Source organism: Pseudomonas sp. NKUCC02_KPG (assembly GCF_019345465.1).
Taxonomy (GTDB): Bacteria; Pseudomonadota; Gammaproteobacteria; order Pseudomonadales; family Pseudomonadaceae; genus Aquipseudomonas.
Genome location: NZ_JAHKRC010000002.1, coordinates 1 through 13,699 on the forward strand (window position 1 = coordinate 1; position 13,699 = coordinate 13,699).

Annotated in this window: 15 protein-coding genes; 12 read left to right on the forward strand and 3 right to left on the reverse strand. The window is 60.4% G+C overall.

What is annotated here, in order from left to right; translation table 11 throughout:
* Window positions 1-173: 173 nt before the first annotated feature.
* The 10 genes from KO536_RS02685 to KO536_RS02730 all read left to right on the forward strand — a co-directional run bounded on the left by KO536_RS02685 (window position 174) and on the right by KO536_RS02730 (window position 8,955).
* The gene (locus KO536_RS02685; protein ID WP_019828845.1) at window positions 174-545 is read left to right on the forward strand and encodes a chemotaxis response regulator CheY; all 372 of its coding nucleotides are present in this window, start codon (window positions 174-176) and stop codon (window positions 543-545) included.
* Window positions 546-565: 20 nt separating this feature from the next.
* Entirely contained in the window at window positions 566-1,354 is a 789-nt protein-coding gene (locus tag KO536_RS02690; RefSeq protein ID WP_133076019.1) for a protein phosphatase CheZ, read from the forward strand.
* A gap of 62 nt (window positions 1,355-1,416) precedes the next feature.
* Window positions 1,417-3,579, forward strand: coding sequence for a chemotaxis protein CheA (locus tag KO536_RS02695; RefSeq protein ID WP_219261013.1), 2,163 nt, complete (start codon window positions 1,417-1,419; stop codon window positions 3,577-3,579).
* 49 nt (window positions 3,580-3,628) lie between these two features.
* Complete coding sequence (locus tag KO536_RS02700; protein WP_133076021.1) at window positions 3,629-4,774, forward strand: chemotaxis response regulator protein-glutamate methylesterase; 1,146 nt, start codon at window positions 3,629-3,631, stop codon at window positions 4,772-4,774.
* Window positions 4,774-5,514 carry a flagellar motor protein gene (locus KO536_RS02705; RefSeq protein ID WP_133076022.1) on the forward strand — a complete coding sequence of 247 codons (741 nt, stop codon included), beginning with the start codon at window positions 4,774-4,776 and terminating at the stop codon, window positions 5,512-5,514. Before KO536_RS02700 ends, KO536_RS02705 begins: the two co-directional genes overlap by 1 nt.
* A 2-nt stretch (window positions 5,515-5,516) precedes the next feature.
* Complete coding sequence (motD, locus tag KO536_RS02710) at window positions 5,517-6,407, forward strand: flagellar motor protein MotD (protein ID WP_219261014.1); 891 nt, start codon at window positions 5,517-5,519, stop codon at window positions 6,405-6,407.
* Between the two features lie 38 nt (window positions 6,408-6,445).
* Entirely contained in the window at window positions 6,446-7,234 is a 789-nt protein-coding gene (locus tag KO536_RS02715; protein WP_133076024.1) for a ParA family protein, read from the forward strand.
* 84 nt (window positions 7,235-7,318) lie between these two features.
* Window positions 7,319-8,041 carry a CheW domain-containing protein gene (locus tag KO536_RS02720; protein ID WP_133076025.1) on the forward strand — a complete coding sequence of 241 codons (723 nt, stop codon included), beginning with the start codon at window positions 7,319-7,321 and terminating at the stop codon, window positions 8,039-8,041.
* Between the two features lie 38 nt (window positions 8,042-8,079).
* Window positions 8,080-8,562 carry a chemotaxis protein CheW gene (locus KO536_RS02725; RefSeq protein WP_133076026.1) on the forward strand — a complete coding sequence of 161 codons (483 nt, stop codon included), beginning with the start codon at window positions 8,080-8,082 and terminating at the stop codon, window positions 8,560-8,562.
* Window positions 8,563-8,955: a DUF2802 domain-containing protein gene (locus KO536_RS02730; protein WP_133076027.1), complete on the forward strand. Its 393-nt coding sequence runs from the start codon at window positions 8,563-8,565 to the stop codon at window positions 8,953-8,955.
* Between the two features lie 26 nt (window positions 8,956-8,981).
* Here the strand turns inward: KO536_RS02730 and KO536_RS02735 are convergent, their stop codons facing one another.
* Complete coding sequence (locus KO536_RS02735) at window positions 8,982-9,848, reverse strand: LysR family transcriptional regulator (protein WP_219261015.1); 867 nt, start codon at window positions 9,846-9,848, stop codon at window positions 8,982-8,984.
* A 108-nt stretch (window positions 9,849-9,956) separates the two neighbouring features.
* Between KO536_RS02735 and KO536_RS02740 the strand changes: the two genes are divergently transcribed.
* Entirely contained in the window at window positions 9,957-10,370 is a 414-nt protein-coding gene (locus KO536_RS02740) for a VOC family protein (protein WP_219261016.1), read from the forward strand.
* Window positions 10,371-10,399: 29 nt separating this feature from the next.
* Complete coding sequence (locus tag KO536_RS02745) at window positions 10,400-11,677, forward strand: amidase (protein ID WP_219261017.1); 1,278 nt, start codon at window positions 10,400-10,402, stop codon at window positions 11,675-11,677.
* A gap of 128 nt (window positions 11,678-11,805) precedes the next feature.
* On the opposite strand, the gene KO536_RS02750 is transcribed toward KO536_RS02745, so the two are convergent.
* Together KO536_RS02750 and KO536_RS02755 are read right to left on the reverse strand one after the other, a co-directional pair.
* Window positions 11,806-12,120, reverse strand: coding sequence for an EscU/YscU/HrcU family type III secretion system export apparatus switch protein (locus KO536_RS02750; RefSeq protein WP_219261018.1), 315 nt, complete (start codon window positions 12,118-12,120; stop codon window positions 11,806-11,808).
* Window positions 12,117-13,688 carry a flagellar hook-length control protein FliK gene (locus KO536_RS02755; RefSeq protein ID WP_219261019.1) on the reverse strand — a complete coding sequence of 524 codons (1,572 nt, stop codon included), beginning with the start codon at window positions 13,686-13,688 and terminating at the stop codon, window positions 12,117-12,119. Before KO536_RS02755 ends, KO536_RS02750 begins: the two co-directional genes overlap by 4 nt.
* Window positions 13,689-13,699: the final 11 nt, after the last annotated feature.

Below are 13,699 nucleotides of genomic sequence, written 5' to 3' on the forward strand. Positions count from 1 at the left end.
GGCTTGCTCGCGATGGGATCGACACGGTGAATCAGAAAAACCGCGCCGCCAGCATCGCGAGCAAGCCCGCTCCCACAGTCGATTCTGGCGGTGTTTGAAAACGAATTGATTGAATGGCGTGTCCCCAGACCGGGCGCGTTTAAGACTGCTTGGAGGTCGAATTGGACAAGAACATGAAAATCCTTATCGTTGATGATTTTTCAACGATGCGGCGGATCATTAAAAACCTGTTGCGTGACCTGGGGTTCACCAACACGGTCGAGGCGGACGACGGCATCACGGCGTTGCCGATCCTCAATCTGGGTCACATCGACTTTTTGGTGACCGACTGGAACATGCCGGGCATGACCGGTATCGAGTTGCTGCGCCACGTGCGCGCCGACGAAAAACTCAAGCACTTGCCGGTGCTGATGGTGACCGCCGAAGCCAAGCGCGAGCAGATCATCGAAGCCGCCCAGGCCGGTGTTAACGGCTATGTGGTCAAGCCGTTCACGGCTATCGCACTCAAAGACAAGATCGAGAAGATCTTTGATCGCATCGGTTGATCGGTTGCCTTGGGGGCGCTATGGAGCATAAAGAATCTACACAGGGCGATTTTGAGTCGACCCTGAAAAAACATGCTCACGAATTGGTCGAAAGCCTTGAAAGAGGCCAGTTTGGCGATGCAGTGCAGCTGATTCACGAACTCAACCAGACCCGTGATCGCGGGTTGTATCGCGAAGTCGGCAAACTGACCCGTGAACTGCACAGTGCAATTGTCAATTTCCATATTGATCCGAGCATGCCGCAAGCCGAAGAAGTGTCGCAGATCACGGATGCCACGGAACGCCTGGCTTATGTTGTGAAGCTCACGGAAGCGGCCGCCAATCGAACCATGGACCTGGTGGAGAACAGCACGCCGCTGGTCAACGGCCTGGGGCAGGAAGCCAAGGCCCTGAGTGCAGACTGGGGTCGCTTCATGCGCCGTGAAATCGGTGCCGAGGAGTTTCGCGAGCTGGCGCGTCGGGTTGACAGTTTTTTGACGCGTAGCGACGAGCAAAGTCAGGTCGTGTCCGCCAACCTCACCGACATCTTGCTGGCCCAGGATTTCCAGGACCTTACCGGTCAGGTCATCAAGCGGGTGACGCAACTGGTCACGGACGTTGAAAGCAATCTGCTCAAACTGGTGCTGATGGCCAGTCAGGTGGATCGCTTTGCCGGCATCGAACACGACCGTGATGCGTTGCGCGCTGAAAATAATTCGCAAAAAAACCAGGCCAAGGGTGAAGGTCCGCAGATTCATGCCGATACACGTAATGACGTCGTATCCGGTCAGGATGATGTAGACGATTTGCTGTCCAGTTTAGGTTTTTAGGACTCGATAGACGTGCGGGCGCTGTTGCCTGGCGTCGCGGGCCTTTCTCAAGGAGCACGTACATGAGCTTCGGCGCCGATGAAGAAATCCTTCAGGATTTCCTGGTTGAAGCCGGCGAAATTCTGGAGTTGCTGTCCGAGCAACTGGTCGAGCTGGAAAGCCGACCGGATGATGCGGACCTGCTCAATGCCATTTTTCGCGGTTTTCATACTGTCAAAGGGGGCGCCGGCTTCCTGCAGCTCCATGAATTGGTGGAGTGCTGTCACATCGCCGAGAACGTCTTCGACATCCTGCGCAAGGGTGAACGAGGCGTCGACGCGGAGTTGATGGACGTGGTGCTTGAGGCCCTGGATGCGGTCAACGGCATGTTCAGCGAAGTGCGCGAGCGCAGCCCGATCACCGCGGCGACCCCCGAGTTGCTGGCGGCGCTGGCGCGTCTGGCAGAGCCTGCGGCCGCTCACGTGGTTGCTGCACCTGTGCCGGTGGCGGTAGTCGCAGCTCCGGTGACTGATATCACCGACAGCGAATTTGAACAGTTGCTGGAATCCCTCGATGCGGTCAAGGCCGCTGCCCACGAGCCCGAGCCGGTTGTCCCGGCAGACATCTCGGCGGGTGACGAAATCAGCGACGCCGAATTTGAGTTGCTGCTTGACCAGTTGCACGGCAAGGGCCAGTTTTCTGCGGATGCCGCAGTGGTCGGCGCAGTGCCCGACGAAGCGCCGGTAGCCGTAGCTGAAGTCAGCAATGAAATCACCGACGATGAATTCGAGGCCTTGCTCGATCAATTGCATGGCAAGGGTGCGTTCAACACCGACGCACTGGGCGCTGCGGCCGTCGAACCTGTTGCCCCGGCCGAGGAGCCAGCGGGCGACCCGAACCTGATCAGCGATCACGAATTCGAAGCCCTGCTCGATGAGATGCACGGTAAAGGCAAGTTCAGTCCGGACTCCGCAACCGTTGTCGCTGCGGCTGTGCCCGCCAGGCCGGTTGCGGCTGCGCGTGCTGCCCCGGCCCGGGCGGCAGCTGCACCGTCGGAAAAACCGGTTGCCTCTGAGGCAGAAACCACCGTGCGGGTCGATACCGCACGGCTGGACGACATCATGAACATGGTCGGCGAACTGGTACTGGTGCGTAACCGTCTGGTGCGCCTGGGCTTGAACAGCCATGACGAGGACATGGCCAAGGCCCTGTCCAACCTCGACGTGGTTACAGCTGACCTGCAAACCGCAGTGATGAAGACCCGGATGCAGCCGATCAAGAAAGTCTTCGGTCGCTTCCCGCGGCTGGTGCGGGATCTGGCGCGTCAGTTGAAGAAAGAAATCAGCCTGGAGTTGGTGGGCGAAGAGACCGACCTGGATAAAAACCTCGTCGAAGCCCTGGCCGATCCACTGGTCCACTTGGTGCGCAACGCCGTCGACCATGGTTGCGAAACCCCGGAAGAACGTGCTGCTGCAGGCAAGCCAAGCTGCGGTCGAGTGGTGCTGTCGGCAGAGCAGGAAGGCGACCATATCCTGCTGTCGATCTCCGATGACGGCAAAGGCATGGATGCCAATTTCCTGCGCTCCCTGGCGGTGAAAAAAGGCCTGATGGACAAGGACGCAGCCGATCGCCTGAGCGAAAGCGACTGCTACAACCTGATTTTTGCACCGGGTTTTTCCACCAAGACCGAGATCAGCGATGTGTCCGGACGTGGCGTGGGCATGGACGTGGTGAAAACCAAGATCGCCCAGCTCAACGGCTCGCTGAGCATCGAGTCGGTGCTGGGTCGTGGCTCGAAAATCGTCATCAAGGTGCCGTTGACCCTGGCGATCATGCCGACCCTGATGGTGATGCTGGGCAACCAGGCGTTTGCCTTCCCGCTGGTCAACGTCAACGAGATTTTCCATCTCGACCTGTCGCGCACCAACGTGGTCGACGGCCAGGAAGTGGTGATCGTGCGCGACAAGGCCCTGCCGTTGTTCTACCTCAAGCGCTGGCTGGTGGCGTCTGCCGCCCATGAAGAACAGCGCGAAGGGCATGTGGTGATTTTGTCGGTCGGTACCCAGCGCATCGGTTTTGTGGTCGATCAACTGGTCGGCCAGGAAGAGGTGGTGATCAAGCCGTTGGGCAAAATGCTCCAGGGCACGCCAGGCATGTCGGGCGCCACCATTACCGGTGATGGTCGTATTGCCTTGATTCTGGATGTTCCGAGCATGCTCAAGCACTACGCATCACGGCGTATTTGATTCTGGTGAGCCGGGGCTTTTGCGCCCCGCACCGCCTAACGGAGTGTTTATGGTAGTCAAGGTCCTGGTGGTGGATGATTCCGGTTTTTTCCGCCGCCGCGTCTCGGAAATTCTGTCGGCTGACCCGACGATTCAAGTGATCGGCACCGCCACCAATGGCAAGGAAGCCATCGATCAGGCGCTGGCGCTCAAGCCGGACGTGATCACGATGGATTACGAGATGCCGTTGATGGATGGCATCACGGCCGTGCGTCATATCATGCAGCGCTGTCCGACCCCGGTATTGATGTTCTCCTCGCTGACCCACGAGGGCGCCCGCGTGACCCTCGATGCGCTGGATGCCGGGGCGGTGGATTTTTTGCCGAAAAACTTCGAAGACATCTCGCGCAACCCCGAGAAGGTCAAGCAGATGCTGTGCGAGAAGGTTCACAGCATCTCGCGCAGCAACCGCCGAATGTCCAGCTACAGCGCGCCAGCGCCTGCGGTCTCAGCCCCTGCGCCTGTGCCTCGGCCTGCCCTTGGCGGTTTTGTGTCCCCCGCGCCGACCGCCTCGTTGCCCCCTGCGCGCACCACGCCGATTGCCAGCCGTGGCGCGCCTGCACCGGCATCAACGTCGGGCATGCCCAAGCGCAAGGCCTACAAACTGGTCGCCATCGGCACCTCGACCGGCGGGCCGGTGGCCTTGCAGCGGGTGTTGACCCAGTTGCCGGGCAATTTTCCGGCGCCGATTGTGCTGGTGCAGCACATGCCGGCCGCGTTTACCAAGGCGTTTGCCGAGCGCCTGGACAAGCTGTGCCGCATCAGCGTCAAGGAAGCCGAAGACGGCGACATCCTGCGCCCCGGCCTGGCCCTGCTGGCACCGGGCGGCAAGCAGATGATGATTGACGGTCGCGGCGCGGTACGCATCCTGCCGGGCGACGAGCGTTTGAACTACAAGCCGTGTGTGGATATCACCTTCGGTTCGGCTGCCAAGTCTTTTGGTGACAAAGTTTTGGCGGTGGTCCTGACCGGCATGGGTGCGGACGGCCGTGAAGGTGCGCGCATGCTCAAGCAGGGCGGCAGTCAGGTGTGGGCACAGGACGAAGCCAGCTGCGTGATTTACGGCATGCCGATGGCCATCGTCAAAGCCAACCTGGCCGACGCGGTGTACAGCCTTGATGACATCGGCAAACACCTGGTGGAGGCCTGCCACTGATGGATGTGCTCAGTCTGATTGGCATCATCATGGCGTTTGTCGCGATCATCGGCGGCAACTACCTGGAGGGCGGCCATCTCGGCGCCCTGGCCAATGGTCCGGCAGCGCTGATCGTGCTGGGCGGGACGGTGGGCGCGGCACTGTTGCAGTCGCCCATGAGCGCATTCAAGCGGGCGATGCAGACCGTAGTGTGGATCTTGTTTCCGCCGCGTATCGACATGGCGGGGGGCATTGACCGTGTCGTCAACTGGAGCCTGACGGCGCGCAAGGAAGGCTTGCTGGGCCTGGAAGGCGTGGCCGACACCGAGCCCGACAATTATTCGCGCAAGGGCCTGCAGTTGCTGGTTGACGGGGTTGAGCCAGAAACCATTCGCAGCGTGCTGGAGGTCGATTACATGACCCAGGAAAGCCGCGACATCGAAGCCGCCAAAGTATTTGAAAGCATGGGCGGTTATGCGCCGACCATCGGCATTATCGGCGCGGTCATGGGCCTGATTCATGTGATGGGCAATCTGGCCGATCCGGGACAACTGGGCAGCGGAATTGCGGTGGCGTTTGTGGCGACCATTTATGGGGTGGCCAGTGCCAACCTGGTGTTGCTGCCCATCGCCAGCAAGCTCAAGGCCATTGCCATGCGCCAGTCGCTGTACCGCGAAATGCTGCTCGAAGGCATCCTGTCGATTGCCGAAGGCGAGAATCCGCGCTCAATCGAACTCAAGCTTCAAGGCTTCACGGGTTAACTATGAGCCGTCGCCGTCGCCCTGCGGATGAACACATCAATCACGAGCGCTGGCTGGTGTCCTACGCGGACTTCATCACCTTGCTGTTTGCCTTCTTCGTGGTCATGTACTCGATTTCCTCGATCAACGAAGGCAAGTATCGGGTGATCTCCCAGGCGCTGGTGGGCGTGTTCAATGACACAGAGCGCAGCATCAAGCCGGTGCCCATTGGTCAGGAGCGCCCGCTGACGGTCGCGCCTGCCGAGCCCCTTATCAAAGACAGTGAGCATACCGACGCGGGCCTTGGGCAAGTCCCCGATGACCCGCTTAAAACCATTGCCAATGACATCACCCATGCGTTTGGCGACTTGATCGCGTCCAAACAATTGACCGTGCGCGGCAATGAGTTGTGGGTCGAGATCGAACTCAATTCAAGCTTGCTGTTCGGCAGTGGCGACGCGATGCCCAGCAATGCAGCGTTCACCATTATCGACAAGGTGGCAGCGATCCTGAAGCCGTTCGAAAACCCGATTCACGTCGAGGGCTTTACGGACGATCTGCCGATCCGTACCGCGCAATATCCCACCAACTGGGAACTGTCGTCGGCACGCTCGGCGAGCATCGTGCGCATGCTGGCGATGCAGGGCGTGAACCCGGGGCGCATGGCGTCGGTGGGTTACGGCGAGTTCCAGCCGGTGGCCAATAACGCAACCCCGGAAGGGCGTGCGCTCAACCGCCGGGTGGTGCTGGTGGTGTCGCGTAACCTGGAGGTGCGTCGCAGCCTGACCGGTACGGGAACCGCCAACGCGACACCGGATGCCGCCCTCAAGCGTGCTGGCACACAAACTGCACCGCCACAGACACAGCCACTGGTTAGAGGGAATGCCGTCAATTCCCCGTCACCAACCCTATAGTCTCGGCCGGCACGCATGCAGCCGGGAGGAACAACTGAATGAGAGTCTGGGCAGTAGCCAATCAAAAAGGTGGGGTCGGCAAGACCACCACATCCATCGCTCTGGCCGGTTTGCTGGCAGAAGCGGGTAAGCGGGTGGTTGTGGTCGATCTCGACCCGCACGGCTCCATGACCAGTTATTTCGGGTATGACCCCGATGGTCTGGAACACAGTGTGTATGACCTCTTTCTGCATCAGGGCCAGGTGCCGGAAGGTCTGGCTGCGCAATTGCTGCTGCCCACCAGCCACGAGAAGATTGCCTTGCTGCCGGCAACCACCGCCCTGGCGACCCTGGAACGTCAGGCGCCGGGGCAAAGTGGCCTGGGCCTGGTGATTGCGCGCAGCCTGGCGCAACTGTGGCAGGACTATGACTACGCCATCATCGACAGCCCGCCGATCCTGGGTGTGCTGATGGTCAACGCATTGGCGGCCAGCCAGCAATTGATCATTCCGGTGCAGACCGAGCATCTGGCGCTCAAGGGCCTGGAGCGCATGGTCCACACCCTGCGCATGATCAATCGCTCGCGGGCGCAGGAACTGCCGTTTTGTATCGTGCCGACCTTGTTTGACCGCCGTACACAGGCCTCGATGAGCACCTTGCGGGTGTTGCGCGACGTGTATCCCGACACCCTGTGGCAGGGCTTCATCCCGGTCGACACCCGCTTGCGTGATGCCAGCCGGGCAGGGCAGACGCCTTCGCAGTTCGATGACAAGACCCGGGGGGTAATCGCCTATCGTGCGTTGCTCAAGCACGTACTGACCCGCCAGCTTGCCCCTCAGGTGGCTTGAGGTGGACGGTTATTCAAGTATCGGTCCCGTGTGGCCGATAACGTCTACAAGTCTCTGTCGCGAGGCTGTTGAGTGGGGCACTTTATGACGCAGCCGATAGCACTTTCCAACCGCTCGCAAGTGGCGTTGCAGTCGTATCTGGACGACTTGCTGTTTGATGCAACCCAGGCGCTGGAGTCGGTTGAACCCGCTGCGCCGGAACTTGAACCGGCCACTGACGCGCCTGTTGAAGCGCCGCTGGCCATGCCGGTGGAACTCTCGCAAGTGGGCGTGCCCGCGGAGGCGCTGGCCCATCCGTTGGTCGAGGTTCATCGGCCAAGTGCGCCCGGTGCGCATTTGCCGATACCCGATGATGGCCGCCCCGCGTGGGCCGCAGAACCCTTCGAATGCCTGCTGTTCGACGTGGCCGGACTGACCCTGGCGGTGCCATTGGTGTGCCTGGGTTCTATCTATTCGCTGGCCGGTCGTGAACTGACGCCGCTGTTTGGTCAGCCGGACTGGTTCCTGGGGATACTGCCGAGCCAGAGCGGCAAGCTCAACGTGCTGGATACCGCGCGCTGGGTGATGCCCGAGCGCTATCGCGATGATTTTCGCGAGGGCCTGCAATACGTTATTTCCGTGCAGGGCTACGAGTGGGGGTTGGCGGTGCATCAAGTCAGCCGCTCATTGCGCCTGCATCCGAACGAAATCAAATGGCGCTCCCAGCGTGGGCAGCGGCCGTGGCTGGCGGGCACCGTGATTGAACACATGTGCGCATTGCTGGACGTGGCGCAATTGGCCGAGTTGATTGCCAAGGGCAAGCAGTAATTATTTAAATCAGCGGTATTCAGTCAAGGGTTTGGTGTATGAAACAGTCAGCCGCACAACAAAGTAGTGAAGATCCGATCCTGCAATGGGTGACCTTCAAGCTGGACAACGAGACCTACGGCATCAATGTGATGCAAGTGCAGGAAGTGCTGCGTTACACCGAAATTGCCCCGGTCCCCGGTGCGCCTTCCTACGTGCTGGGCATTATCAACCTGCGCGGCAACGTGGTGACGGTCATCGATACGCGTCAGCGTTTTGGCCTCTACAACGCAGAAATCACCGACAATTCGCGCATCGTCATCATCGAAGCGGACAAACAAGTGGTCGGGATTCTGGTCGACAGCGTGGCCGAGGTGGTTTACCTGCGTCAGTCTGAAATCGAAACGGCGCCTAATGTGGGCAACGACGAGTCGGCCAAGTTTATCCAGGGCGTATGCAACAAGAACGGCGAACTGCTGATTCTGGTTGAGCTGGACAAAATGATGACCGAAGAAGAATGGTCGGATCTGGAGAACATCTGATTGATCCTTGAGGTGGCGGTAATCGTCCTGGGCCTGTTGTGGGCTGTGACCCTGTGGTTGTTCGTGAGCCATGTGCGCCGTCAGCGCGTGCTCGCGGCGCAGCAGGTTGCGGGCGATGAGCAGCGTGACCGGCGCCTCAGGGAACTGGCGCGGCGGCTGGACACCTACCAGAACGGCAATGTGCAAATGGGTGAAGACCTGCACGAGCTGCGCGCGGTGGTCGCACCGCTGCCCGAAAAGCTGACCCAGCTGGAACAGCGCGACCCCACCAGCCTGTCGTTCAACCAGGCAGCGCGCCTGGTCAGCATGGGCGCCAGCGTCGACGAACTGACCCAGGCCTGTGGTTTGACTCAGGCCGAGGCCGAGTTAATGAGCAAGATGCACAAGGGCTGAGCCTGATCCTGATCCCACAGATCAGGTCATGGCGTCTTCTCCTGCAGCGCCTGTTTCAACGCTTCAACCATTCGCACCCGTGGCCCTTGTGCATGACTGATCAGCATAATCCTGCGGTCATAGCGTTCGTCACCCACAGGCTCCACGACACAACTGTCCGTCCAGCGCTCAATCCCCGACCAGCAAGGCACCAGGCTGACTCCCAACCCCTGCGCAGTCAGCAGGGCGATGGTTTCCAGCGCATCCAGATCCAGCAGGGCGGCTGGTTTCAGCCCCTGGTCTTGCAGGTACTGGACGGCATGGCGGCCCCCCCACGCATCCGGGTCATATTGAATATACGGGCAGTGTTGCAGGCGCGCGTCGATGCCCTGGGTTGAGTGCTCATTGGAGATAAACACCAAGGGTTCCTTGCGCAGCAATACCCCATTGAAGGTCTTGGCCAGCGTGAACGGCGGCGCGACCACTATCGCGGCATCCAGTTCGTTGGCCTCCAGCGCCTGATACAGCGAACGGGATGTCCCTGGAACGATCACCGGCTTCAGCTGGGGAGTTGAGCGGGTCAGGCTGCGCAAGGCCTGGGGCAGAAGGCCCGTGAGTACCGTTGAAATCGCACCGATGCGCAAGGGGCCGGTCAGGCCCAGGGCGTCGACGTCACTTGTCAGAAGCGCCACTTCATCGACGATGCCTCTGGCCCTGGGCAGCAAGTCCATGCAGGCCAGGCTGGGCTTGGCCTCGTGGCCGACCCGCACCAGAAGCTGGAGCCCCAACTGCCGTTCGAGCGCCACAATACGCTGGCTGACCGCGGCAGCCGTCAGGTTTTCCAGGCGGGCCGCCTTGGCGATTGACCCGCATTCCACCACGGCGATCAGGCTTCTGAGATAGCGCGTATCCATTAGAATTTCTTTCTTTAATGGAAAAAATAACAGGTTATCTCTTTTGAATGGCGCACTGCATGATTTCCTGCAGGGGCATTGGGCTATTTCAAGTTTCAGGAGGTTACTGTGCAATCACTCTTTCATTTTGCTTATCACGTTCACGATCTGGGCTCGGCGCGCCACTTTTACTGCGATGTGCTGGGCTGCGCGGAAGGTCGCAGCACTGATACGTGGCTGGACATCGATTTTTTCGGCCATCAATTGTCCTTGCACCTGGGTGAGCCGTTTGCCGTCAGCAACACCGGCAAGGTGGGCGATCACTGGGTGCCCATGCCGCATTTCGGGGTGGTGCTGAGCATGCCTGACTGGCTGGCCTTGAAAGAGCGTCTGATGGATCGCGGCGTGGAGTTTGTGCTGGAGCCGACCCTTCGTTTTGTCGGGACCCCGGGGGAGCAGGCGACGATGTTTTTCCTCGATCCTTCGGGCAACCCCATCGAGATCAAGGGTTTTACAGAGTGGGCGTCGGTGTATGCCCAGTAACGCAGTCATGAGCAGAGGTTGAATACAGCATGAGTTTTCTCGACACGGCGGACGCCCACTCGATTGCCGAGCAGGTCCGCACCGCGCACCTGAGCCCCGGCATTGTGGCCGAGCATTTCCTGAGTCAGACAAACGCCCGTGAGTCTGCGATCCGGGCGTTCGTCGCCCTCGACCCGCAGGTGGTGCGCAAACAGGCACAGGGGCTGAGCAGCCCCGGGATCAACGGCTTGCTGGCCGGAGTGCCGATTGGGGTCAAGGACATCATTGATACCCGCGACCACCCCACGGGTTTTTACTCCTCGATCTATGACAACAACTGGCCGTCGCGCGATGCCCATGTGGTTGCGCTGCTGCGTCAGGCGGGAGCGGTGATCATGGGCAAGACCCACACCACCGAGTTTGCCTATATGCAAACCGGGCCGACCCGCAATCCCCATGATCTGGACCGGACTCCAGGCAGCTCCAGTGCCGGTTCTGCTGCAGGCATGGCCGCGGGTTTCTTTCCTGTGGCGCTGGGCACGCAAACGGCGGGCTCGCTGCTCAAGCCTGCGTCCTATTGCGGGCTGTATGCGTTTAAACCTTCCTATGGGCTGGTTTCGCTGGAAGGGATCAAGCCCCTGGCACCCAGCTTCGACACGCTGGGCTGGTATGGCCGGTCGGTTCGCGACCTGGCTCTCGTCGCTCAGGTACTGGTGCCCGGTTTGCCGCAATCGGCTCGGGAGAGCGGCAGCAGGACGTTCGGGTTTTGTCGTACTGCGCGCTGGGACCAGGTGGATCCGGTGGTGGCTGACGCTTTACTGGCGGCGGTCCAGAGGTTGAAGGCTGCAGGCCACACCGTGACCACAGTGGACCTGCCGGATGATTTTGCGAACGTGTTTGACGACCACCTGCTGATCAATGACTGCGAGGGCGCACGGTCGCTGTCCAAAGAGTGGCAATCCAGCCCTGAACTGCTGAGTCCGTCAGTGGTGGCCATGATCGAGCGGGCCAGGGGTACGACATGGGAGCAGGAGTCAGCGGCCAAGGCTCGCCTGGCTGCGCAGGCACCGAGACTGCAGGCGATTTTTGCACCCTTCGATGCGATGCTGAGCGTCACCTGCGGCATGGTTGCGCCCCTGGGCCTGGAAACGACGGGTCCTTCGGACTTTTGCAAATGCTGGATGGCATTCGGGCTGCCTCAAATCAACATTCCCTTACCCAGGCAGCCGGGTGAACTGCCGGTGGGGTTGCAACTGATTGGTGGTTTTCGTCAGGACAGTGCGCTGCTTGAGGCTGCGCAGCAGGTGGACAGGGCTTTGCGATCGTGAGGGTGTCAAACCATGCCCGCGGGAGCGGGCTTGCTCGCGAGGGTGTCGACACGGTTTGACTGACTGACCGCTCTGTGCCGTCGATCGCAGCCTTCGTTCCTCGGCAGCGACTACAAGGTCTGAGGCTGTCAGGGGGTGATATCCCGCTCTTGCGGCTCGGCATCCGGATCAAACCCTGCCGGGAGTTTGCCTTTGAGCTGCCAGGCAAAGGCAATGATTTCTGCCAGGGTTCGGTACAACTCCTGCGGGATGCTGTCGCCCAATTCCATGCGCGCCAGTAATTTGACCAGCTCGGCATTTTCATAGATCGGCACCCCATGCTCGCGGGCCAGTATGAGGATGGCTTGCGCCAATTCATCGTCGCCTTTGGCGGTGAGGGTAGGGGCCTGTTTGCCGTCGTATTTGAGGGCTATCGCCTGGCGGGGTACGGACTCTGTGTTCATGCGGTTTCGTCCACCCAGCGTTGTTCCAGTCGGGTGTGGCCGCTCTGTGGCGGGGTGCCCTGGTGGCAGTCCAGATCGGTCACACTCAACCCTGCGTCGTTCAAACGCTGGCGCAAGTCGCCCAGCTGGCTCTCGATCAAGTGCGCCGTAGAGGCCCGTTCGGCCCACAGCTGGCCCGACAGGTTGCCGCGCAGCAGCTGCGCCTGCACATGCAGCGGACCCAGAGGTGCGAGGTCGAAGGCCAGTTCTACCCGCCACAGCGGGTCCTTGATTTCCCGGGGCTCGGGTGTGTCTTGTGGCTCTTTTTCGGTCGGGTCTTCTCGCTGAAACTTGACCTGCAAAGGCACGATGTCGTGGGCATTGCGCATGGGGATTTCCAGTTGCCATGTGGTCAGCACGCCGCCATCGGCCGTGCGTCCGCTTTGCTCAAGACTCGACAACTGATGACTTTGCAGGCGTGAAATGGCCGCTGCTGCCAGTTTCAGCAAATTTTCCAGGTTGTCTTCATGTTCGCCGCTCTGCACCGAACGCTGGGGCAGGGGGAAACCGCCCGGCTGCGGCTTGGCGCTGACCTGGCCGAGCATGCCCAGGGCATTGCGCACAAAGGTCGGCAGTGCCTGGGCCTGGGTGCTGGCGGCCATGCCGGGATTGAAACCGGCACTGGCCGGTACGCCGGGCAGAATCTGCGCAATCAGTCGCAGCAACGTGGCCTTCATGTCCGGAGCCAGTGCTTGTACCTGACCGCTGAGCAACTTGGTTTCCAGGAATGCGCCGCTGTTGAGCAAGGCACTGCTCAGTGCTTTGGGGCTGCTCAGTTGCGAGGGTGTAGGCAATTGAGCCAACAGCGTGTCGATAGAGGCACGTAGTTCAGGAGGCATCTGTGCGGTGGGCGGCAGTTTTTGCAGGGCGCTGAGCAGTCCCTCCAGTGACCCTTGGCGGCTTTGTTGAATTGCGAGTTGCTGCGTGACGGCCAGTTGCTCCTGGCGCCCACTGAGCGGGACAAAGTTCAGGCTTTGCGCATCGTGCACCCGGGCGCTCAGCAAACTGCCGATCCGCAAAGGCTGCGGGCTGTCCAGGGTCAGGGTGCTGCCGCTCAAGGCGCTGTTGAGCAGTGTGACCAACGAGCGATAGATTGCCGGTTGCCCGGCGGGTTGGGCCAACGCCTGGGTGGTCAGCACTTTGCCCTGGAGCAGCGTGCCCACGGGTACTTGCTGTGTATCAAGGCGGGTCAGGGTGGCGACGCTGCTACTCAGTGCCTGTTGCAGGCTGATCGCAAGATTGCCTGCTGAAGTCTGGGTCACGGCCAACTGTGTGCCCACGGGCAAAGGAAAGTTGCTGCTGGCCTGGACGTTGGTTTCCCGGCCACCGGCCAGGGTCAGCTTGAGCAGCAACTGGAACGCCAGATCGTTTTGCTTGAGCGATATCACTTCTGCCTGGGCACTTTGGCCGGGTCTTATCAGGCCTTCTGCAGGCTGTAACAACTTGAGCACTTCACCGCCCACAAGACCGGGGCGCAGACTACTGGGCGTGGTTTGTGGGATAGGTGGAATATTCATGTCGCCTTTCATCGTAACAACCT